Annotated in this window: 21 protein-coding genes; 8 read left to right on the top strand and 13 right to left on the bottom strand. The window is 69.2% G+C overall.

The genetic code is table 11. The features are described from left to right. The first annotated feature begins 224 nt into the window (after nucleotides 1-224). Both BAY61_RS06350 and ilvD read left to right on the top strand, forming a co-directional pair. The gene (locus tag BAY61_RS06350) at nucleotides 225-812 is read left to right on the top strand and encodes a PH domain-containing protein (protein ID WP_420848747.1); all 588 of its coding nucleotides are present in this window, start codon (nucleotides 225-227) and stop codon (nucleotides 810-812) included. 53 nt (nucleotides 813-865) lie between these two features. Next, on the top strand, nucleotides 866-2,710 hold the full coding sequence (gene ilvD, locus BAY61_RS06345; protein ID WP_091799692.1) for a dihydroxy-acid dehydratase: 1,845 nt from the start codon (nucleotides 866-868) through the stop codon (nucleotides 2,708-2,710). Nucleotides 2,711-2,788: 78 nt separating this feature from the next. Here ilvD and BAY61_RS06340 read toward each other — a convergent pair whose 3' ends face one another. Both BAY61_RS06340 and BAY61_RS06335 read right to left on the bottom strand, forming a co-directional pair. Beyond that, nucleotides 2,789-3,442: a DoxX family protein gene (locus BAY61_RS06340; protein WP_091799690.1), complete on the bottom strand. Its 654-nt coding sequence runs from the start codon at nucleotides 3,440-3,442 to the stop codon at nucleotides 2,789-2,791. Nucleotides 3,443-3,557: 115 nt separating this feature from the next. Then, complete coding sequence (locus tag BAY61_RS06335) at nucleotides 3,558-4,472, bottom strand: 2-hydroxyacid dehydrogenase (protein WP_170140074.1); 915 nt, start codon at nucleotides 4,470-4,472, stop codon at nucleotides 3,558-3,560. Nucleotides 4,473-4,545: 73 nt separating this feature from the next. Between BAY61_RS06335 and BAY61_RS06330 the strand changes: the two genes are divergently transcribed. Continuing rightward, a complete protein-coding gene (locus BAY61_RS06330) occupies nucleotides 4,546-5,736 on the top strand; it encodes a PQQ-dependent sugar dehydrogenase (protein ID WP_420848746.1) in 1,191 nt (396 codons plus the stop codon). Between the two features lie 151 nt (nucleotides 5,737-5,887). On the opposite strand, the gene BAY61_RS06325 is transcribed toward BAY61_RS06330, so the two are convergent. From BAY61_RS06325 to gatC, 4 genes are read right to left on the bottom strand one after another with little or no spacing between them, the layout of a single operon-like run. Beyond that, nucleotides 5,888-6,457, bottom strand: a complete 570-nt coding sequence (locus BAY61_RS06325) for a hypothetical protein (RefSeq protein WP_338061452.1) — start codon at nucleotides 6,455-6,457, stop codon at nucleotides 5,888-5,890. 52 nt (nucleotides 6,458-6,509) lie between these two features. Next, nucleotides 6,510-8,018 (bottom strand): Asp-tRNA(Asn)/Glu-tRNA(Gln) amidotransferase subunit GatB, encoded by a 1,509-nt coding sequence (gene gatB / locus BAY61_RS06320; RefSeq protein WP_091799680.1) that lies wholly within the window; start codon nucleotides 8,016-8,018, stop codon nucleotides 6,510-6,512. Next, a complete protein-coding gene (gatA, locus tag BAY61_RS06315; RefSeq protein WP_091799677.1) occupies nucleotides 8,018-9,523 on the bottom strand; it encodes an Asp-tRNA(Asn)/Glu-tRNA(Gln) amidotransferase subunit GatA in 1,506 nt (501 codons plus the stop codon). Before gatA ends, gatB begins: the two co-directional genes overlap by 1 nt. Beyond that, a complete protein-coding gene (gene gatC, locus BAY61_RS06310; RefSeq protein ID WP_091799675.1) occupies nucleotides 9,520-9,819 on the bottom strand; it encodes an Asp-tRNA(Asn)/Glu-tRNA(Gln) amidotransferase subunit GatC in 300 nt (99 codons plus the stop codon). Before gatC ends, gatA begins: the two co-directional genes overlap by 4 nt. Before the next feature lie 429 nt (nucleotides 9,820-10,248). Between gatC and BAY61_RS06305 the strand changes: the two genes are divergently transcribed. Further along, complete coding sequence (locus BAY61_RS06305; RefSeq protein ID WP_091799672.1) at nucleotides 10,249-10,902, top strand: ACT domain-containing protein; 654 nt, start codon at nucleotides 10,249-10,251, stop codon at nucleotides 10,900-10,902. A gap of 82 nt (nucleotides 10,903-10,984) precedes the next feature. After that, on the top strand, nucleotides 10,985-11,614 hold the full coding sequence (locus tag BAY61_RS06300; protein WP_091799669.1) for a hypothetical protein: 630 nt from the start codon (nucleotides 10,985-10,987) through the stop codon (nucleotides 11,612-11,614). Here BAY61_RS06300 and BAY61_RS06295 read toward each other — a convergent pair. From BAY61_RS06295 to BAY61_RS06285, 4 genes are read right to left on the bottom strand one after another with little or no spacing between them, the layout of a single operon-like run. Further along, nucleotides 11,583-12,083, bottom strand: coding sequence for a GNAT family N-acetyltransferase (locus tag BAY61_RS06295; RefSeq protein ID WP_091799666.1), 501 nt, complete (start codon nucleotides 12,081-12,083; stop codon nucleotides 11,583-11,585). The two genes, BAY61_RS06300 and BAY61_RS06295, sit on opposite strands and share 32 nt — an antisense overlap. Beyond that, nucleotides 12,080-14,227 (bottom strand): NAD-dependent DNA ligase LigA, encoded by a 2,148-nt coding sequence (gene ligA / locus BAY61_RS06290; protein ID WP_091799664.1) that lies wholly within the window; start codon nucleotides 14,225-14,227, stop codon nucleotides 12,080-12,082. Before ligA ends, BAY61_RS06295 begins: the two co-directional genes overlap by 4 nt. Further along, nucleotides 14,217-14,342: a hypothetical protein gene (locus BAY61_RS33755; protein WP_281256847.1), complete on the bottom strand. Its 126-nt coding sequence runs from the start codon at nucleotides 14,340-14,342 to the stop codon at nucleotides 14,217-14,219. The genes ligA and BAY61_RS33755 overlap by 11 nt, the downstream gene beginning before the upstream one ends. A gap of 26 nt (nucleotides 14,343-14,368) precedes the next feature. Beyond that, nucleotides 14,369-15,403, bottom strand: a complete 1,035-nt coding sequence (locus BAY61_RS06285) for a uroporphyrinogen decarboxylase/cobalamine-independent methonine synthase family protein (RefSeq protein WP_091800767.1) — start codon at nucleotides 15,401-15,403, stop codon at nucleotides 14,369-14,371. A gap of 132 nt (nucleotides 15,404-15,535) precedes the next feature. Here BAY61_RS06285 and BAY61_RS06280 point away from each other — a divergent pair, with 132 nt between their 5' ends. Further along, nucleotides 15,536-16,369 carry a nitrilase-related carbon-nitrogen hydrolase gene (locus BAY61_RS06280; protein ID WP_091799661.1) on the top strand — a complete coding sequence of 278 codons (834 nt, stop codon included), beginning with the start codon at nucleotides 15,536-15,538 and terminating at the stop codon, nucleotides 16,367-16,369. Between the two features lie 137 nt (nucleotides 16,370-16,506). Continuing rightward, nucleotides 16,507-17,553: an MBL fold metallo-hydrolase gene (locus tag BAY61_RS06275; protein ID WP_091799658.1), complete on the top strand. Its 1,047-nt coding sequence runs from the start codon at nucleotides 16,507-16,509 to the stop codon at nucleotides 17,551-17,553. On the opposite strand, the gene BAY61_RS06270 is transcribed toward BAY61_RS06275, so the two are convergent. After that, nucleotides 17,538-18,440: an alpha/beta hydrolase gene (locus tag BAY61_RS06270; protein WP_091799655.1), complete on the bottom strand. Its 903-nt coding sequence runs from the start codon at nucleotides 18,438-18,440 to the stop codon at nucleotides 17,538-17,540. The genes BAY61_RS06275 and BAY61_RS06270 overlap by 16 nt on opposite strands. 50 nt (nucleotides 18,441-18,490) lie before the next feature. Here BAY61_RS06270 and BAY61_RS06265 point away from each other — a divergent pair, with 50 nt between their 5' ends. Beyond that, nucleotides 18,491-19,093 (top strand): TetR/AcrR family transcriptional regulator, encoded by a 603-nt coding sequence (locus BAY61_RS06265; protein WP_091799652.1) that lies wholly within the window; start codon nucleotides 18,491-18,493, stop codon nucleotides 19,091-19,093. Here BAY61_RS06265 and BAY61_RS06260 read toward each other — a convergent pair. Both BAY61_RS06260 and mnmA read right to left on the bottom strand, forming a co-directional pair. Continuing rightward, nucleotides 19,077-20,606, bottom strand: a complete 1,530-nt coding sequence (locus tag BAY61_RS06260) for an acyl-CoA synthetase (protein ID WP_091799649.1) — start codon at nucleotides 20,604-20,606, stop codon at nucleotides 19,077-19,079. The two genes, BAY61_RS06265 and BAY61_RS06260, sit on opposite strands and share 17 nt — an antisense overlap. Before the next feature lie 44 nt (nucleotides 20,607-20,650). Continuing rightward, the gene (gene mnmA, locus BAY61_RS06255) at nucleotides 20,651-21,742 is read right to left on the bottom strand and encodes a tRNA 2-thiouridine(34) synthase MnmA (RefSeq protein ID WP_091799646.1); all 1,092 of its coding nucleotides are present in this window, start codon (nucleotides 21,740-21,742) and stop codon (nucleotides 20,651-20,653) included.

Below are 21,742 nucleotides of genomic sequence, written 5' to 3'. Positions count from 1 at the left end.
CCACGAGGGTCGCACGAGGGTCGCGCGTCGATGCAGAGACTGTATCCCTAAGCGTCGACGCGCTTGGGAAGTACGATAGCAATCTGCGAGTTCACGCCGCTGACGGTAATCGCTGCTTATCGGGAGTGTCAACTCTGCGAGATGGTGATTCCGAATACTGGACACTCCGATTGTCGGAAGCCCCCCGATGTCGGAGGCAAGGGACAACGGTGCACCATCAAAGGGTGGCCGAGCAGAAGACGGTAGCCCCGGAAGCCTCTCCCAACCCTTCGCCGACGGCGGCGTCAGCGCCCGCCGACGCCGACGAACCGGCCGGGCAGGACCGGAAAGGCGGCAGCGTGAACGAAGGCAGGAAGGCAATTTTCCGCATTCCGGCCACCTCATTGCTCACCATTGTCATCCTGTTGTTCTGCATCACGCCCGCCGCTTTCGCGGCACCGGGACTACAGGCGCTGTACCTGTTCCCCGTCGCGCTGACCGTGTGGATCATCCGCATCCGCACGACCGCGACGTCGGCGGGGCTCACCGTCCGTACCGTGTTCAGCACCCGCGAACTGCCGTGGACCTCGCTCAAGGCACTGGCCATCACCCGCAAGTCGCGCGTTCAGGCCGTGCTCACCGACGGCACCAAGGTCACGTTGCCGACCGTGCGGACCCGGCACCTGCCTGTGCTGTCGCTGGTCAGCGACGGGCTCGTCTCCGATCCCTCCGGTGTGCTCGCCGAACCGGAAACCGAGAAGAACTCCGGCGAGCGGCCCGAACCGGAGCCGGACGCCCGGCAAGGCGGCGACGATTCCGGCGACTCCCGCTGATTCGCACCGACGCGGCGCGGGAACGGTGAACACCCGGGCGTAACCTGGCTGCCATGCCTCACCTGCGTTCCCGTACCACGACCCACGGCCGCAACGCCGCGGGCGCCCGCTCCCTGTGGCGCGCGACCGGTATGACCGACAGTGATTTCGGCAAGCCGATCGTCGCGATCGCCAACTCCTACACCCAGTTCGTCCCAGGGCACGTACACCTCAAGGACCTCGGCGACATCGTGGCCGAGTCGGTTCGCGAGGCCGGCGGTGTCGCTCGCGAGTTCCACACCATCGCCGTCGACGACGGCATCGCCATGGGCCACAGCGGCATGCTGTACTCGCTGCCGTCACGCGAGATCATCGCCGACGCCGTGGAATACATGGTCAACGCGCACCAGGCCGACGCGCTCGTGTGCATCTCGAACTGCGACAAGATCACGCCGGGAATGCTCAACGCGGCCATGCGGCTCAACATCCCGACCGTGTTCGTGTCGGGCGGGCCGATGGAGGCAGGCAAGGCCGTCGTCGTGGACGGCGTCGCGCAGGCACCGACCGACCTGATCACCGCGATCTCGGCGTCGGCGAGCCCCGCCGTCGACGACGACGGACTGTCCATCGTGGAACGCTCGGCCTGCCCGACGTGCGGCTCGTGCTCCGGGATGTTCACCGCGAACTCCATGAACTGCCTCACCGAGGCACTCGGCCTTTCACTGCCGGGCAACGGATCGACCCTCGCGACACACGCGGCGAGGAAGGACCTGTTCAGCAAGGCGGGAACCACGGTCGTCGAACTGGCGAAACGCTGGTACGGCAACGACGACGAGACCGCGCTTCCCCGCACGATCGCCAACCGCGCGGCGTTCGAGAACGCGATGGCGCTCGACATGGCCATGGGCGGCTCGACCAACACCGTGCTGCACATCCTCGCCGCCGCGCGGGAAGGCGAGATCGACTTCACCATCGCCGACATCGACGCGATCGGCCGCAAGGTGCCGTGCCTTTCGAAGGTCGCGCCGAACTCGGACTACCACATGGAGGACGTGCACAGGGCCGGTGGCATCCCCGCGATTCTCGGCGAGCTGAACCGAGGGGGACTGCTCAACACCGGGGTCCACTCCGTGCACTCGCCGAGCCTCGCCGAATGGCTGTCCACTTGGGACATCCGGGGCGGTTCGCCCTCCGAGGAAGCGGTCGAACTGTTCCACGCCGCTCCCGGCGGTGTGCGGACCACCGAGGCGTTCTCCACATCCAACAGATGGTCCTCGCTGGACACCGACGCGGAGGGCGGCTGCATCCACGATGTCGCGCACGCCTACACCGTCGACGGCGGGCTGGCCGTGCTGCGCGGCAACCTCGCCGAGAACGGGGCCGTCATCAAGTCCGCGGGGATCGACGAGGAACTGTGGCGCTTCGAGGGCCCCGCACGCGTCGTGGAAAGCCAGGAGGAAGCCGTCTCGGCGATCCTCGGCAAGCAGCTACAGGCGGGTGAGGTGCTCGTCGTGCGCTACGAGGGCCCCGCGGGCGGCCCTGGGATGCAGGAAATGCTGCACCCCACCGCGTTCCTGAAGGGCGCAGGGCTCGGCAAGGTGTGCGCGCTGATCACCGACGGCCGGTTCTCCGGCGGCTCGTCGGGCATCTCGGTCGGCCACATCTCCCCCGAGGCCGCGGCGGGCGGCGTGATCGGTCTCGTGCACAACGGCGACCAGGTCCGGATCGACGTGCACGAGCGAAAGCTGGAACTGCTCGTCGACGACGCGGTGCTCGCCGAACGGCGCGCCAAGATGGAGGCGAGCGAGCGGCCCTGGCAGCCCGCCGAGCGCGAACGGCCCATCACCTCCGCGTTGCGGGCCTACGCCAGGATGGCGACCTCAGCCGACACCGGCGCGGTCCGCGACCCGAACAAGTAACCGCGGCCAAACTGAAGCGAGGGAGCTTTGCTACCGCTATCCGGTAGCAAAGCTCCCTCGCTTCGTCGTGGCGCCTGCTCAGCGGAACAGGACGATGACCACGGCCGAGGCAGCGCCGGCGAGCAACAGCCCGAGCAACGCGTACGGCAGCGGCTTTCTGCGCCACGGCGTGTTCTTGTCGATCGCGGCCCTGCCGGATCCGGTGAACAGCAACGCGAACGCGGTCAGTCCGATGAACAACTCGTACTCGAAACCCGCGCCGTCGCCGGTGAAGAACCGTCCTCCCGCGGCGAACTTCGCGTAGATGATGTTCACCGCGACACCCAGAATCGCCGCGGCACCGAGCGGGGTGAACAGCCCGAGTACGAGCAGCACACCACCGCCCAGCTCCGCGATTCCGGTGATCCAGGACAGCAGTGTCGTCTGGCTCGTGTAGCCCATGCCGGTCAGGGCGGAGGCGAATCCGCCGATGCCCGGTCCGTCAAACAACCCGAACAGTTTTTGCAGCCCGTGCGCGGCCATAGTGCCCCCGAGCACCACACGCAGGATCAGCAAACCGAAGTCGAGACCGCCGTGCCAGCGGTTCTCCTCACCGTCACCACCGTCGAAGTCGGCAGGCGGTTCCAGCGGCGCCGGTGCGTATCCGGTGCCGGAAGAGAACCCGCTGCCGTCGAACTGGCCGGCGCTGAGCTTCGTCGTCGGCTGATCGAACCCGTCGTCGTGAGTACTCATGCGGCGGCACAATAAAGCATTTCTCGCCCCCATGGGTGAAACACCGGCGCACCACACAAGGCCATTCGACAATCGGTGACGAACGGGCGGTGAACGACCTGGGCGTGCCCGGTGCTCAGTACTCGCCGTGTACCAGGTTGTGTGGCAGTTCGCCCTGTACCCACCGGGAAATCTCGGTGACCGCGACGGCGTAGGAACGCCGCCTCGCTCCCTGTACGGAGCCCGCGACATGCGGCGTGATCAACACGCCTGGCGCGCTCCACAGCGGGTGATCACCCGGCAGCGGCTCCGGATCGGCGACGTCGAGCGCGGCCATCAGCCTGCCGGCCGACACCTCGGCGAGCAACGCGGCGGTGTCGACCACCGGACCGCGAGACGCGTTGACCAGTACCGCGCCATCCGGCATCGCGGCGAGGAACGCGGCATCCACCATGCCCTTCGTGCGCGAGGTCAACGGCACGAACAACACCACCGCGTCGGCGTCGGCGAGCAAGCCGGGCAGCTCACCGACGGCGTGCACCCCTTCCCTCGCCGTGAAACCCACCATGCCGACGTTGGCGTCGAACGGTTCGAGCTTGCGCCGCAACTGGTTGCCGACATCACCGGCCCCGACCACGAGGATCCGCTTGCCTTGCAGACCGTCCGTCGTGTGCGGCGACCAGCGCCGCTCGCGCTGCGCCTCGGCGAAGGAACCGAGATCGCGGTAGAGCGAAAGGAGCACGGCCACCGCCCACTCCGCCGTCGCACCACCGTGCGCGCCCCTGCACGTCGAGAGCAGCACGCCTTCCGGCAGCCTGCCGATCCACTGCTCGGCGCCGGCGCTGAGCAACTGGATGAGCCGCAACTTCGGAAGCTCACCCAGGATCTTTCCCACCGCGTCGGCTCCACCCATGCCGGGAATCAGCACCTCCGCGCCCGCGGCGCCTGCGGGTAGTGGCTCACCCACCTGATACCGCAGCGGCCGAACACCGCCGACCTCAGCCAGCGCGAGCACACCATCGTCATCGGGAACAAGAACTGTGACCGTCACGATCACCATCGTGACGTACGCGAGTGACCCCACTTACCCAAGGTTCACGGCGTGGCGCCTAGGCTCGATCATTGTGCGAATCCGGCCTCCGAGACGGTCGTGGCCGCTGGCGATCGCCGCCAGCGGCGCACTCGTGCTGTCGGGATGTGCCCAATTCGAAGACAGCGCGGCCCCGCAAAGCTGGGAACCGGCACCGGAACTGACCCCGCGAGCAGGCCCGCAACCCGACCTCCCCGAGGCCAACACCGAGGGAATGCCGAGCGAACCGCCAGCGGAACAGTCCGAGGTACCGCCACCGGACGGCTGCACGGATTTCGACAAGGCCGTCATCGCCACCTGCCTCGACATCGTGTCGGCCGTGGCTGCGCTGCCCAGCGACGGTTCGACCGTCAGCGCGCTCGCGGGGCAACGCAAGAGCGGGCACGTCTACCTCGTCGGCCTCGACACCGAACAGGTCGAATATGCCCAGCTCGACGTCGACGCGGGCGGTGACGGGGGGCTCACCGGGCTCGCGCTTTCCCCGACCTACGCCGAGGACGGCCTCGCCTACGCCTACATCACCACCCCCACGGACAACAGGGTCGTCCGGTTCGCACAGGGGCAGGCGGCGAAGCCGGTGCTGACCGGCATTCCCAAGGGGCAGACCGGAAACGCGGGCGCGCTGCTGACCGACGAGACGGGCGCGCTGCTCGTCGCCACCGGTGACGCCGGTGATCCCTCGGCGAGCACCGATCCGAAGTCACTCGCGGGCAAGGTCCTGCGCGTCACTCCGGGCGGCGAGCCAGCCGAGGACAACCCGTCCCCAGGCTCGCCGGTGTTGGCGAGCGGACTTCACTCGCCTGGCGGACTGTGCAAGACCACCGACGGCTCGCGCTTGTGGGTGACCGACCGCGGTGCCGACAAGGATTCGCTGTACCGCGTCGAGCCAGGCAAGGAGCTGAACGTCCCCGCGTGGACGTGGCCGGACAAGCCGGGTGTCAGCGGCTGCGCCGACTGGACCGACGTGCTCGCCGTGGCGACGTCCGAGAAGGGCAACGTGCAGAACCTGCCGCTTTCCGAGGACGGCTCCATCGGCGGGGAACCACAGATCACCATGGACGGCACCAACGGAACGAGCTACGGCAAGCTCGGCGGACTCGACCCGGTCACCGCCGACGTCGCCGTCGCGGGCACCATCAACAAGGACGGCGGCGACCCGGTGTCCAGCGACGACCGGGTGGTGCTCGTCGTACGCCAGCCCGCTTCCGGCTCCGGCCGCGACTGACGCGGCGCCGGGCGCGGGCGCCTGGCGCGGATCTCGGCGGGCTGGGCGCGGATCTCGGCGACCTGAGCGCAGATCTCGGCGGGCTGAGCGGGGGACTCGCGGGGCTCGGCGGCGCGGCGGATCTCGGCGGCCACAGGCCAGGGCAGGCAGGTCAGGGGCGGCGGGGTGAGGTCCTGGGCGGTTTGCGGGGCGCGCGGAATTCGGCCCTCGCCGCCAGCAGGTCGAACACGGCGGCCACCAGCGATCCGGCACCGGCCACCAGCGCGAGGTAGCGGCCCACTCCCGCACCGACGGTCACCCCGCCCGCGTCGAGCACACCGCGCACGTCCTCGCCGAACTGCCAGTCGATGAGCACCCAGCCGAGCACCAGCGACACCACGGCCACCACCGCGGCGATCAGCCACAGGTGCGGCAAGCCCGCCGTCCGCGCGGAAGGCACCCTGCCGAACACTCCGACGACGAGGCCCATGAGCAGCACCAGCAACGGCGGGAACCACGCGAAGAACGTCGAATTCCAGGCCGAGCGCGTCACGTCGCCGCCTGGCAGCTCGGCGAGCGCCGCCTGCACCTCGGGATTACCGGAGGCCAGCACCGTCCAGGGAAAGAACAGCGCGACCAGCGCGAGCAGCCCGGCCGCGAGGCCGAGCCACTCACGCCACGACATCTCGGTCACCTTGGCCAGCGAGATCTTCGTCAACAGCGCCTCGTCACCGGTTGCCACATCGGTTTCCCTGGCCGGAACACCGGCACAGGTCCGCCGACCGCGTCGGCCATCAGGCTCCGACGCGTTCCAGGATCAGCTCACGGACCCGCTTCGCGTCGGCCTGGCCCTTCGTCGCCTTCATGACCGCGCCCACGATCGCGCCCGCGGCCTGCACCTTGCCGCCACGGATCTTCTCCGCGACGTCCGGCTGCGCGGCCAGCGCCTCGTCGACCGCGGTGAGCAGCGCGGAGTCGTCGGAAACGACCTTGAGGCCGCGCCTGTCGACGACCTCGTCCGGTTCGCCCTCGCCTTCGAGGACACCCGAGACGACCTCACGCGCCAGCTTGTTGGTCAGTTCGCCCGACTTGACAAGCGCGATGACCCTCGCGACCTGGGCAGGGGTGATGGCGAGCTCGGTCAGCTCCACCTCGCGGGTGTTGGCCTGCTGGGTCAGGTACTGCACCCACCAGCTTCGCGCCTCGCCCGGCTCGGCTCCCGCGTCGACCGTCGCCGCGACGAGGTCGGCGGCACCGGTGTTGACCAGGTCCCGCAGCTCCTCGTCGGTCAGGTTCCACTCGGCCTGGATGCGCTTGCGCCGCTCCCACGGAAGTTCGGGAAGCGTCGCCCGCAGTTCCTCCACCCATTGCCTGCTCGGCGCGATGGGGACGAGATCGGGCTCCGGAAAGTACCGGTAGTCCTCGGCGGTCTCCTTGGTGCGGCCGGACGACGTGCTGCCGTCCGTCTCCTGGAAGTGCCGCGTCTCCTGGGTGATGGAGCCGCCGTCGACCAGGATCGCCGCCTGGCGCGTCATCTCGTAGCGCACGGCGCGCTCGACGCTGCGCAGCGAGTTGACGTTCTTGGTCTCGGTGCGGGTGCCGAACTCGCTCGCGCCCTTCGGCATGAGCGACACGTTCGCGTCGCAGCGCAACGAACCCTGGTCCATGCGCACGTCGGAGACATCCATGGCACGCAGCAGGTCGCGCAGCGCCGCCACGTAGGCCCGCGCGACCTCGGGGGCCCGCTCGCCCATGCCGGTGATCGGCTTGGTGACGATCTCGATCAGCGGCACCCCGGCCCTGTTGTAGTCGAGCAGCGAGTGCTCCGCGCCGTGAATCCGCCCGGTGGCACCGCCGACGTGCAGCGACTTTCCGGTGTCCTCCTCCATGTGCGCGCGCTCGATGTCGACCCTGACGACCTCGCCGTCGTCGAGTACGACGTCGAGGTGCCCTTCGAAGGCGATCGGCTCGTCGTATTGGGAGGTCTGGAAGTTCTTCGGCATGTCGGGGTAGAAGTAGTTCTTCCTCGCGAACCGGCACCACTCGGCGATCTCGCAGTTGAGCGCGAGCCCGATGCGGATGGCCGATTCGACCGCCTTGCCGTTGACCACCGGCAGTGAACCGGGGAGGCCGAGGCAGGTGGGGCACACGTGCGTGTTGGGCTCTCCGCCGAAGAGGTTGGCGCAGCCGCAGAACATCTTCGTGTTGGTGGAGAGCTCGACGTGGACCTCAAGCCCGAGCACCGGGTCGAAGCGTTCGATGACCTCGTCGTAGTCCATCAGCTCGGTAACCGGGGCGGCCATCAGGCTGACACTCCCTTCAGCTCGGGAATCCGGTCGAGCACCGGTCCGCGCGCGACCTCGTAGGCCGCACCCACCTTGTACATCCTGTCGTCGGCCAGCGCGGGCGCCATGATTTGCAGGCCAACCGGAAGGCCGTCCTCATCGGACAGTCCACTGGGGACGCTCATGGCCGCGTTGCCCGCCAGGTTGGACGGGATCGTGCAGAGATCGGCGAGGTACATCGCCAGCGGGTCGTCGACCCGCTCACCGATCTTGAACGCGGTGGTGGGGGTCGTCGGCGACACCAGCACGTCCACCTGCTCGAACGCGGCCGCGAAGTCCCTCGTGATGAGCGTGCGCACCTTCTGCGCCGAGCCGTAGTACGCGTCGTAGTACCCCGAGGACAGCGCGTAGGTGCCGAGCATGATGCGGCGCTTGACCTCGGGGCCGAACCCGGCCTCCCTCGTCAGCGACATGACCTCTTCCGCGCTGTGGTCGCCGTCGTCGGCGACCCGCAGCCCGTAGCGCATGGCGTCGAACCTGGCAAGGTTCGACGAGCACTCGCTCGGCGCGATCAGGTAGTAGGCGGGCATGGCGTAGGTGAAGTTCGGGCAGGACACCTCGACCACCTCGGCGCCGAGAGCGCGCAACTGGGCGACGGCCGCCTCGAAGGACCGCAGGACGCCGGGCTGGTAGCCCTCCCCCGCGAACTCCTTGACAACGCCGACCCGCACGCCCTTGAGATCGCCGAGCGCGCCTTCCCTCGCCGCCGCGACGACGGGGGGAACCGGAGCGTTGATCGAGGTCGAGTCCATCGGGTCGTGCCCAGCGATGACCTCGTGCAGCAGCGCGGCATCGGCCACGCTGCGGGCGCAGGGCCCGGCCTGGTCGAGCGAGGAGGAGAAGGCGACGAGTCCGTAGCGGGACACCCCGCCGTAGGTGGGCTTGACGCCGACCGTCCCGGTAACGGAGGCGGGCTGCCTGATGGAGCCGCCGGTGTCGGTCCCGATGGCAAGCGGAGCCTCGAACGCGGCGAGCGAGGCCGACGAGCCGCCGCCCGAGCCACCCGGGATCCGCTCGCGGTCCCACGGGTTGCGGGTCGGGCCATACGCCGAGTTCTCGGTGGACGAGCCCATGGCGAACTCGTCCATGTTGGTCTTGCCGAGGATGACGACGCCTGCCTCGCGCAGCCTGCGGGTGACCGTGGCGTCGTAGGGCGGCAGCCAGTTCTCCAGCGTCCTCGACCCGCAGGTGGTCGGAACACCCTCCGTGGCCAGCACGTCCTTGAGCGCGAGCGGAACCCCGGCCAGCGGCGAGGCGGGCTGCCTTCCCTCGGCGATGTCGCCGTCCACCGCACGGGCCGCCGCGAGCGCGCCGTCGGCGTCGACGTGCAGGAACGCGTGCACGGCGCCGTCGACCTCCCCGATGCGGTCGAGGTGGGCGGTGGTGACCTCGACGGAGGTCACCTCGCGGGCGTGGATCTTCGCGGCCAGTTCCGCCGCGCCGAGCTTGGTCAGATCGGTCACTGCTCTTCCCCCAGAATCCGAGGCACCCTGAACCTGCCCTCTTCGGCCGCCGGTGCGGCGGCGAGCGCCTGCTGCTGGCTCAGCCCCTGCCTGACGACGTCCTCCCTGAACACGTTCGTCAGCGGGACGGCGTGCGAGGTGGGCGGGATGTCGGCTTCGGCAATCTCGCCGACCTTGGCGACGGCATCGAGGATCTGGTCGAGCTGGCCTGCGAAGACGTCCAGCTCTTCCTCGGTTACCGCCATTCTGGCGAGCTTGGCGAGGTGCGCGACCTCAGTGCGGGAAATATTCGACACGCGGGTGACTCCCCGGGGGTGTTCTCAACTTTTGCGGCGGGATGTTCTCTCGAATCTCGGGCGTACTCACGCCGTGAGCACTCCTCACGGCAGTCTATGGCGTGCGAGGTCGCCTGCTCGACCGGGTTATGACCGCGGGGACTCGCCACGCAGACGGTGGCTCCGCTCGTCGTGGTCGTTCTGTCACAATCATCGGCCGACGATCGCTCGGGTCGGGTGACCCGGCAGAATCGGTTACGACCCGGTACGAAGACCGGCGGCACGACCAGAAAGAACGGCACGACAAGGCGAGACCGAGCGACAACCGGCAATACCAGCACTGAGAACTGCGGTGAGCTGCTTGAATGAGGTGAGGAAGCTGGCGGAGAAGCGCACGAGCCGCGCCCGTTCGGCAGCGTGTTGCCAACCCATCACGGAGAGGGGCGCACGGTGTCCTTCCTGATCCGGGTGCAGCTCCCGGACAGCCCGGGAACCTTGGGGGCGGTCGCCACCGCTCTCGGCATGGCCGGTGCCGACATCCTGAGTGTCGACGTCGTGGAACGCGTGGGCGGTATCGCCATCGACGACCTCGTCGTCGAGTTGCCCTCCGGGCGGTTGCCCGACGCGTTGATCACGGCGGCCGAGAGCGTCGAAGGCGTGGAGGTCGATGCCGTCCGCCCTTACGCGGGGGTGCTCGACACCCATCGTGAGCTCGAACTGGTCGAGGAGATCGCCGCCCAGCCGAAATCGGGCTTCGACCTGCTCGCCGAAGGCGTTCCGAAGATCGTCAGGGCGGGCTGGTCGGTGGTGGTCCAGCGCAGTGACGGCGGAGTGGACCAGCTCGCCGCGTCCAGCGCGGCGCCGGAGCGCACCATCGCCGACATGCCGTGGCTGCCGTTGGAGCGGGCCACGGTGCTCGACGGCGAGGAGGACTGGATTCCCGCGACCTGGCGGGAGCTGGGGACGGAGCTGGCCGCGACCCCGCTCGGCAAGCCGGACAGGGCACTGCTCGTCGGCAGGCCGGGTGGCCCGATGTTCAGGGCCGCGGAAGTCGCGAGGCTGGCACACTTGGCGGGCATCGTGGCCGTCGTACTGGACGGCTGAGCTTCCCGGGGACACCCGGGGCCGCCGGACGCGGTGACGGAGGGTGCGATCCGCGCGGTCGCCGCCGGTAAAGTCGCAGGTGATGACCGACGAGCCCACGCGATCCGACCGGGCGCGGCGCGTGGAGCGGCGACTCGCCACACCCGTGGTGGCCGCCGCCGTACTCTCGGTGCCCGCCGTCTTCCTCAGCACCACCGACGGCGTCACCGCGATCATCGGCACGGTGCTGAACTGGATCTCGCTGGCCGTGCTGATCGGCGAGACGCTGGTGTTGCTGTGGCTCAGCGGCGACGCCCTCGCCTGGCTGCGCCGCTACCGCTGGCACCTGTTTCTCGTGGGTACCGCCGTTCCGGCCGTGGTCTTCGCCATCGGCCCCGTGCAGGTGCTCCGGCTTGCGCTGGCCGTTGCCTCCATGCAGGTACTTGGCGCGCGGCGCATCGTGCGCGCGGGCAAGGTGATCGGGCACAAGGCCGGGCTCGGCACCACGGCGGGCCGCGTGCTGCTCGGCGGGGTGTTCGCCCTCGCGACCGTGTTCGTCGCGATCGTGCTCTCCGATCCCGGTTCGCTCAGCCGCCGCCTCGTCGACCGGGTCCACGAGCTGATCGGCAAAGCACCGGCCTGGCTGACGGTGCTGATCCTGTTCGGACTCGCCTGCTGTGCTCTCGTGGCCGGCGCCGTGGTCAGACGTCGGCGACGAAGGCCATCAGCATGATCGTGGGTACCGGCGACCAGTCCCGTTCGGGTAGCCGCCGGAACCCGAGGCGCTCGTAGAGGCGGTGTGCCGGGGTCATGTCCGGCTGGGTGCACAGCACCACCCTGTGTGCCCCGAGCCGCCGTGCCCTGTCGAAAACTGCGCGCACCAGCAGCTCGCCGACTCCCCTCCCCCTCGCGGACGGCGCGACGGCGAGCATCCGGAATTCGATTTCGGACTCCTGCGCCAGCTCCGCGTAGTGCGAGCCGTGGGGCGCGACGGTCACGGTGCCCAGCGGTGTTCCCTCGCCGTCGAAAGCGCCGAGCAGCTCGGCCCGCTCCGCTCGCTTCGCCGCGTCGCGAAGGGCCGCCGCGTAGGAGTCGGCGTCGGCGTAGTCGAGGTAGCCGTCGCCTGAGTAGGCCGCGACGGTGAGTTCGCCCAGCGCGGCGATCTCCTCCGGTCGTGGTGCGCGGACGACGATGTCGCTCACGACTCGCCCTCCTCTCCCGCGAGTTCGGCGACCTCGCGGGCCGCGTCCGGGCCGCGCTCAAGCAACACCCTGAACCCGTTCTCGTCGAGCACGGGCACCTTGAGCTGCACCGCTTTCTCGTACTTCGACCCCGGTGCCTCGCCGACGACGACGAAGGCGGTCTTCTTGGACACCGAGCCGGCGGCCTTGCCACCCCTGGCCATGATGAGTTCCTTCGCCTCGTCGCGCGAGAAGGTCTCCAGGGAGCCGGTGACCACGATGGACAGTCCTTCGAGGTTGCGGGGGATGGAGGTGTCGCGCTCCTCCTCCATGCGCACCCCCGCGCTCCGCCACTTCTCGACGATCTCCCTGTGCCAGTCGACGGCGAACCATTCGACGACGGCGGTGGCGATGGTGGGACCGACACCGTCCACGTCGGCCAGTTGCTCCTCCGTCGCGTCGTCGATGCGTTCGACGGAGCCGAATTCCCTCGCCAGCGCCTGCGCCGCGGTGGGACCGACGTGCCGGATCGAGAGGCCCACCAGGACCTTCCACAGTGGACGGTCCTTGGCGGAGTCGAGGTTGGCGAGCAACCGCTGTCCGTTGGCGGACATCTCACCCGCCTTGGTGACGAAGAGGTCGACGCTCGCGAGCTTGTCCGCGTCGAGGTCGAAGATGTCGCCCTCGTCGGTGATCGCACCCGCCTGTAGCAGCGCTCCCGCCGCCTCCCAGCCGAGGACCTCGATGTCGAAGGCGCCCCTTCCGGCGAGGTGGAACACGCGCTCCCTGAGCTGCGCGGGGCACGAGCGCGCATTGGGGCAGCGGATGTCGACGTCGCCCTCCTTCTGGTGCGCGAGCCGGGTACCGCATTCGGGACAGTGCGCGGGCATCACGAATTCGCGCTCGTCACCCGTGCGCACGTCGACGACCGGGCCCAGGACCTCGGGGATCACGTCGCCCGCCTTGCGGATGACCACCCGGTCGCCGATGAGCACGCCCTTGCGCTTGACCTCCTCGGCGTTGTGCAGGGTGGCCATCGCGACGGTCGAACCGGCGACCTTGACCGGCTCCATCACCGCGTACGGCGTGACCCTGCCGGTGCGGCCGACGTTGACCCTGATGTCCAGCAGCTGGGTCGTGGCCTCCTCCGGCGGGTACTTGAACGCGATGGCCCAGCGGGGCGCGCGGGCGGTGGCTCCGAGGCGGCGTTGCAGGGAAACCTCGTCGACCTTGATCACCACGCCGTCGATCTCGTACTCGGCGTCGTGCCGGTGCTCGCCCCAGTACTCGATGTGGTCGATGAGCCCCTGCGGGGTGTCGATGACCTTGCTGTACTGGGAAACCGGCATGCCCCACGCCACAAGCGCGTCGTATGCCTCGGACTGGCGCTGGGGGTCGAATCCCGACCGCTTGCCGAATCCGTGGCAGATCAGCCGCAGCGGCCTCGTCCTGGTGACCTTGGGATCCTTCTGCCGCAACGATCCAGCCGCGGCGTTGCGAGGGTTGGCGAACGGCGGCTTTCCGGCATCGACGAGACCAGCGTTGAGCGCGGCGAATTCCTCGACCCGGAAGTACACCTCGCCCCTGATCTCGATCAGCGACGGAATGCCGTACCCGGAGCCGGGCGTCAGCTCGTCCGGCAGGTCCTGCAAGGTGCGCATGTTGAGCGTGACGTCCTCGCCGGTCCGCCCATCACCCCTGGTGAGCGCCCTGGTCAGCTTGCCGTTCTCATAAAGAAGGTTGATGGCGAGCCCGTCGATTTTCAGCTCGCACAGGTACCGAGGCTGCCCGCCGACCTCGCGCTCGACCCTGTCGATCCAGGCCCGCAGTTCGTCGAAGTCGAACGCGTTGTCGAGACTCAGCATGCGTTCGAGGTGATCGTGCGCCGTGAAGTCGGTGGAGAACATGCCGCCGACGTTCTGGCTCGGCGAGTCGGGCGTCTCCAGTCCCGGATGCTCGGCCTCCAACGCTTCGAGGTCACGGAGCAGCCGGTCGAATTCGCCATCGGACACGGTCGGCGAGTCGAGCACGTAGTAGCGGAACTGGTGCCCCCGGATCTCGTCGGCCAGCGCGGCATGGCGCTCTCTCACCTGGGCCGGGACATCGGCGATGTCCTCGGCCACCTGATCCGTACCGGCAACGGCCGCGAGGTCTTCACTGCTCACAGGCTCGTAGCCTAGTCAGCCCCACCGACATTCTCGCGCCGCTCCTCCAGCAGGCGCCGACGAGGTCGCGCGGCAGGAAGGTCAGCGCGTCCCTCGCGGGCAATGGCCTGCTCACGCCGGAACCACCACATGGGCCGAGTTCTACCAGCTCTCGGGTGGCTCCACGAACGCCTTGCCCAGATCGCGGGTCAGTGCAAGGGCCCTGCGCGCCCAGCCGGTCGTGGCACCGGCAAGACCGCACACCGGGGTGGGCACGGCCCGTTCGGCGAGGATCGACCTGTTGAAGCCGAGCTGGTCGGCCAACGCGAGCGCGGGCGCGGCGAGTTCCCTGAGTTCCCCGCGGGTTTCCGGCTCCTTCGCGGGCACGAGACCCAGCAGCAGGGACGTTCCGGCGTCCCACGCCGTGCCGATCTCGTCGAGCAGGGCGGCGGGCGCACCGGCCAGCAGCGTGGCGTCGAGCGAAAGTGCACCGGCCCCCGCGCCGTGCAGCAATCCGACGGGCGGGCGCGCGGCGCAGCAGTGCACGATCACCGGTGTTCCCGTCGCACGCCCCAGCGCGGAGATCACCCCGGCGAGCAGTTCGCGTGCCTCCGGTTCCTGAACGGAAGGCACCGTGCCGTACCCGGAAGCGGTCGGCAACGCACCGGCGAGCACGGAGGGCAACGTGGGCTCGTCGAGCTGGACGACGACCTTCGCGCCGGTACGGGCCCGCAACTCGGCCACGTGCGCGGTGAGGCCCTCCACGAGCGATTCGGCGAAATCGCGGGTGGCACCACGATCGGTGAGCACCCGGTGCCCCCGCGCCGTTTCGATGCCCGCCGCGAGAGTCCACGGCCCAGCGGCCTGGGTCTTGACGACCCCGGGGGCGCCCGCCCGCTCGACGGCCTCGGCGAAGGCGTCCACGTCCCAGCGCAACAGATCGAGTGCCCGCCGGTGATGCCTGCCCTGTCTCGCGGTCACCCGGTATCCACTGGGCACGACCTCGACGGCGAGATCGACCAGCATCGCCGCCGTCCTGCCGAGCATGTCCGCGCCGAGCCCCCTCGCCGGCAACTCGGGCAGATGTGGCAGCGCGGGCAGTTCACCCACGACGACGGCGGCCGTTTCGGCGGCATCGGTACCGGGCATGGAACCCACCCCGGTCGCGGCCCCCGCCTGCCAGAATCGCTCACTCACGCGGCCCATTGAACCCGCCCCTCGGTACCGCGTCGCCACAGGGTTACGGGGCGGGCTCGCGGTCGCTGCGGCACCCGCCGATCCCGTACCTTCTAGGTACCGAAATCGCTTCTGACAAGGGAGGTGAGACGCATGAGAGTGGCGCTCGCGCAAACCGACTGCCGGCTCGGCGACGTAGACGGGAACCTCGCCGATACCGAACGCATCATCAAGGACGCTGCCAGCGAAAATGCCGATCTGGTTGTCTTTCCGGAGTTGAGCCTCACGGGCTATGCGCTCGGCCAGCTCGCCGACGACATCTCGCTGTGGCCCGACGACCCGCGTCTCGCCGCGCTGTCCAGGCACGGTCCCGACGTGGTGATCGGCCTCCTTGAGGACGGCAGGATCCGCAGGCACAACTCCGCGTTGTACCTCTCGGACGGCCAGATCGTGCACAACCACCGGAAGTTGTACCTGCCGAACTACCTGATCTGGGAGGAGCGCAAGCATTCGAGCCCCGGATCGCACATGCGGGCCTACGACACGGGCATGGGCCGCTTCGCGACCTTGATCTGCAACGACGCCTGGCAGCCGATGCTGCCGTGGCTCGCGGCGCAGGACGGCGCCGAACTGCTCATCGTTCCCACCAACTCGGCCGCGAAGCTCACCGCCGGTTCCTTCGACCCCGCCGAGTACTGGCACGACCTGCTGACCTTCACCGCGCGGATGCAGCAGTGCTGGGTGGTGTTCGTCAACAGGGTCGGAGACGAGGCCGGGGTGCGGTTCTGGGGCGGTTCGCGGGTCATCGACCCGTGGGGTTCCGCCGTGGCGACCGCGCCGACGTGGGAGGAATCGCTGCTGGTCGTCGACATCGACCCCAGCGCGGTCAGGCGGAGGCGAAGGGAGATCCCGCTGCTCGCCGACGCGAGAATGGGCCTGCTGCGCCGCGAGCTCGAACGGCTCAGCAACGAGAGCGGCGCCGACTGAACCGGCGACCCTCGCTGTCTTCACCCTTCTCGGCGCTCGGCCGGTGACATGCGTCTCAGGACACTCCTGCCAGACGCACGAAACTGCTCTGATCGAGGATTGACCGGACAAAGGTGTGAGAGACAGCGAGGGTCGCCGTGGAGCCGCGTGAGGAAGACAGCAACCGGGACTGGACCGAGCCGGGGATCTACTCGGTGGCTCCCGGTGTCTACCGGATCCCGTTGCCACTGCCCAATGACGCGCTTCGCGCCGTCAACGTCTACGTCATCACCGACGGCACCGAACTGGTCCTCGTCGACTCGGGCTGGGCGCTGGAGGAAGCGGAGCGACGGCTCGCGGCAGGGCTCGGCGCGATCGGCGCCGGTCTCGGCGACGTGAGTCAATTCCTCATCACCCACGTTCACCGCGACCACTACACGCTCGCGGTCGAACTGCGCAGGAAGTTCGGCGGCAAGGTCGCGCTCGGCCAGCTTGAGGAACCGTCACTCACGGCGACACTGACGTCCGAGTGGGGTCCCATGCAGGCACAGATCCAGCTGCTGCTCCAGGCCGGAGGGCGGCCCGTCGTCGACGAGCTCGTCAAGATCTTCGGCACGACCCCGCCCAAGGCAGAGGAAAGCCTGTGGGAGAAGCCGGACGAGTGGCTCGCGGCCGGAAAGCGGACCGTGCTCGGGGGCAAGGACCTCGACGTCGTGCACACGCCGGGGCACACGGCCGGGCACGTGGTTTTCGCCGACCCCAAGGAAAAACTGCTCTTCACCGGCGATCACGTGCTTCCGCACATCACGCCTTCGATCGGCTTCCAGCCGGTGCCCGTCGAGTACCCGCTGCGCGACTTCCTCAGCTCGCTCCGGCTGATGAAGGAACTGCCGGACATGCGGATGCTTCCCGCGCACGGCCCGGTGTCGCCGAGCGTGCACGCGAGGGCCGACGAACTGCTCGCCCACCACGAGACGCGGCTCGCCGAGATGGGCGACACCGTCGCGGCGGGCGCCGGAACGGCCTACGACTGCGCGCTCCGCCTCACCTGGACGAGGCGGAAGCGCTCGCTCACCGGCATGGACGGGTTCAACCAGATGCTTGCCGTTCTGGAAACCGGGGCGCACCTCGACCTGCTGGTGTTGCAGGGGCAGCTCACCTCGGCCGACGACGAGGACGGGATCCGGCGCTACGCGCCGCGCTGAGCGGCCAGCAGGCCCGCGAACACCCGAACCCCCGCTTCCTCGACGGGAAAATGCCCGGCCTCTGGTAACAGCACCAGTTCCTTCTCGACGGCGAGCCGTTCGAAGAACGGGAGGCTCACCTCCGTCGGCGTCCACCGGTCCAGCGCGGGCTGGGCGAGCACCAGCTCGAACCCCGCCGCGTCCTCCGGTTCCACGGCTGGTGACGAGGTGAGAAACGAGCGCAGGAAGCCCAGCGGCACCCGGGAACCGCCGCCCCTCCGGTCTCCGGTGACCAGTGCCGTCAGGCTCGGCCGGTTGCCGATCGCGGACATGTTGGCCAGCCACCGGATCGGCACCCGCGCGTTCGCGAGCGGGCCCGCGAGCACCCGCAGCATTGGGCCCGCGGCCCTGCCCTGCCAGGCCCGCTTCCCGATGTGCTCGCGTGCCACCGGTTCGCGGGGATCGAGCAGGCAGGTCGCCAGCACCCTGTCCGAGGCGCCGGTCCTGCTCGCCGCCTCGTAGGCGAGCATCCCGCCCATGCTGGCGCCGATGAGCAGCAGCTCACCGTCGTGCTCGCGGCGTTCCCGTTCGGTGAGCGCGCAGGCCAGCTCGACCCAGTCGGGGTAGCGGACTCGCCCAGGGCTGGGCACCACCGTCCTGCCGTAGCCGGGAAGATCGGGGACCACGACGTGGAAACCCGCCGCCGCGGCGAGAACCGCGTAGGGCCACAGGGCCGCGGCGTGCCCACCCGCTCCGTGCAGCAGGATCGCCCTTCTCGGCGAGTCCGGATCACCGACGTACTCGGTGTGCACCTCGGTTCCGCGCCACGACCAGTATCGCGATCGATTGCGGGGCAACGGATCCGGAACAAGCCCGGCAGGCAGTTCGGCGAGGTATCGTTCGTGCATGGCTTCCATCCCACCCCGTGCGGGACCTCTCGCCAACTCGCGTTAGGACGATGAAGGACACCCCGAGGAAAAGGCCGCGCCAGCAGCGCTCCCGCGACACCGTCGACGCGTTGCTCGAAGCGGCTGCTCAGGTTTTCGAGCGAGAGGGCGCCGAGGCCACCACCAACCGCATCGCCGAACGGGCCGGTTTCTCCATCGGCACCCTGTACCAGTATTTCCCGCACAAGCAGGCCATGTTGCGGGCGCTCGCCGAGCGGCACATCGCCGAGGGGCATTCGCGCCTCGCCGCGCTGTCGGCGAGGCTGGCCGAGGAGAAGCCGGACTGGCCTGGCACGGTACGCGCGTTCGCGACCGAGTTCGCCGTCCTGCACACCGAACGTCCTCACCTGCACGCCGTGCTCTACGAGCTGACCCCGCGCTCGCCGGAAGGGGTCGCGGCCCTTCGCGCGCTGCACGACGCCGCCGTCGCCGAGGTCGCCGTGCAGCTCCGGCGCACCGGCGTCGAGGAAGGCGCCGGTGCGGAACGAACCGCCGCGCTGCTCGTGCACACCGCCGACGCCACCCTGCACAGGGTGCTGCTCGGCGACCAGGACGCCGCCGAAGCGCTGACCAGCTCGCTGCTGGCGCTGCGCCCTGCTACTCGGAACCGCTGAACCGGTCGCGCAGTTCCCGCTTGAGGATCTTGCCCGAGGCGTTGCGGGGCAGGTCGGTCACGAAGTGCACGGCCTTGGGCACCTTGAAGGCCGCCAGCCGCGTCTTGACGTGCTCGACCAGTTCGCCGCCGTCGAGCGCGGCGTCGCCCTTCGGCACGACGACGGCGGTGATCGCCTCGATCCACTTGGCGTCGGCGAGCCCGACGACGGCGACCTCGGCGACGCCGGGATGGGTGTAGATGGCGTCCTCCACCTCGCGGGAGGCGACCATGACACCACCTGTGTTGATCACGTCCTTGATGCGGTCGACCACGAAGAGGTAGCCCTGCTCGTCGACGCGCACGAGGTCACCGGAGTGGAACCAGCCGCCGGAGAAGGCTTCCTCGGTCTCCTCCGGTTTGTCCCAGTAGCCCTCGCACAGTTGCGGCGATCGGTACACCACCTCGCCCTGCTCGCCAGGCGGCACGTCGTTGCCGTCGGCGTCGACCACCCGCAACTCGACGAACAACGCGGCCCTTCCGGCCGAATCAGGCCGCTGCTCGTGTTCCTCCGGTCGCAGGATCGTGGCGAGCGGGCCGATCTCGGACTGGCCGAAACAGTTGTAGAACCCCAGTCGCGGCATCGCTTCCCTGAGCCGGGCCAGCACCGGCCCCGGCATGATCGAGGCACCGTAGTACGCCTTGCGCAGCGCGGAAAGATCGTGTGCCGCGAACTCCGGGTGGTTGGCGATCGCCACCCACAACGTCGGCGCGGCGAAGAACGCGCCGTGCCCGCCATCGGCGAGCACGCGAAGCACCTCGCCTGGATCAGGCGTCTCAAGCAGGGTGTTGACCGCGCCGACGGCGAGCCACGGCAACAGGAACACGTGCATCTGCGCCGAGTGGTACAGCGGCATCACGTGCAGCGGCGCGTCGTCCTCGGTCAGGTCGAGCCCGACGACGCAGGAAAGGTACTCGTGCACGAGCGCGCGATGGGTCATCATCGCGCCCTTCGGGCGCGACGTCGTTCCCGACGTGTACAGCAACTGCACGAGATCCGTGTCGGCGATGTCGACGGCCAGTTCCGGCACGGCGGCGTCTTCGCGCGCCACCTCAAGCAACGATCCGTCCTCGTCCCGCAGCGCGAGAACGTGATCGAGCGGAAGCCCCAGAGCCTCGACGTTGCCGCGCAGCGCCGGATCGACCAACGCGGCCCTGCTTCCCGACTGCTCGATCAGGTAGCCGAGTTCGCCGCCGGTGAGGTTGAAGTTGACCGGGACGTGCACCAGGCCCGCCCTAGCGCAGGCGAGGAACCCGATGAGGTAGGCGTCGGAGTTCTTGCCGTAGGCTGCGACCCGGTCGCCGTGCCGCAGGCCCAGCGAAAGCAGGTGTGCCGCCGCCCTCGTCACGGCCGCGTCGAGTTCGGCGTAGGTCCATTCGCGCCCCGCGAACCGCAGCGCGATCCGGTCCGGCACCCTCGCCGCGCTGCGGCGCACCACATCGGACACGGTGCTGGACCTGATCAGGCTCGTCATCGAGTACCTCCCGCGACGGCGGGACGCTACCGCACGCGACCTCGTTACGCCGTCGAGGCGATCTTCGCACTTCCCAGCACGAGGTCGCCAGCACCGGAGTCCTCGCGATACAGCACGACGACCTGCCCTGGAGCCACACCCCGCAGCGGTTCGCGCAGCTCGATGGTGACCTCGTCGCCGACGGCTTCCGCGACGGCCGGTGCCGTACCGCCGTGCGCACGCACCTGCACGACGCATTCGGCCGGTCCGGCGAGCGGGTGCTCACCAGGCCAGATCGGCCGGTCGGCCGCGATGTGACTGACGGCGAGCTCGGTGGCCGATCCGACCTTGACCGCGCCGGAAACGGGCTCCAGCGACAGCACGTACCTCGGCTTGCCGTCGGCGGCAGGCGCGTCGATGCCGAGCCCCTTGCGCTGGCCGACCGTGAACCCATGCACGCCGGTGTGCTTCCCGAGCACGGCGCCGGTCTCGGCGTCCACGAGGTCACCAGGCCGCTCGCCGAGGCGCTTCTCAAGGAACTTCTTGGTGTCGCCGTCGGGGATGAAGCAGATGTCGTGGCTGTCCGGCTTGCTCGCGACGGACAGCCCGCGCTCGGCCGCCTCCTCGCGCACGTCGGGCTTGCGCGAGCCGCCGAGCGGGAACATGGCGTGCCGCAACTGTTCCGGGGTCAGCGAGGCGAGCACATAGGACTGGTCCTTGTCCTCGTCGGCGCTCCTGCGCAGCTCCGGCACACCATCCACAACGGACAACCGGGCGTAGTGCCCCGTGCACACCGCGTCGAACCCCAGTGCCATCGCCTTGTCGAGCAACGCCTCGAACTTGATCTTCTCGTTGCACGTGACGCACGGGTTGGGAGTGCGCCCGGCCGCGTACTCGCCGACGAAGGTCTCGACGACCTCCTCGGTGAACCGCTCAGCGAAATCCCATACGTAGAACGGGATCCCGAGTATGTCGGCCGCCCTTCGCGCGTCGTGCGCGTCCTCGACGGTGCAGCAACCACGCGAACCGGTCCGCAGTGTTCCCGGCTTCGCCGACAGCGCGAGATGCACGCCGACCACATCGTGTCCTTCGGCGACCGCTCGCGCGGCGGCGACCGCCGAATCCACTCCCCCGCTCATCGCGGCGAGAACCCGCAT

The sequence above is a fragment of the Prauserella marina genome (genome assembly GCF_002240355.1).
Classification (GTDB): domain Bacteria; phylum Actinomycetota; class Actinomycetes; order Mycobacteriales; family Pseudonocardiaceae; genus Prauserella_A; species Prauserella_A marina.
This window is presented reverse-complemented; position numbering and strand designations above follow the sequence as displayed.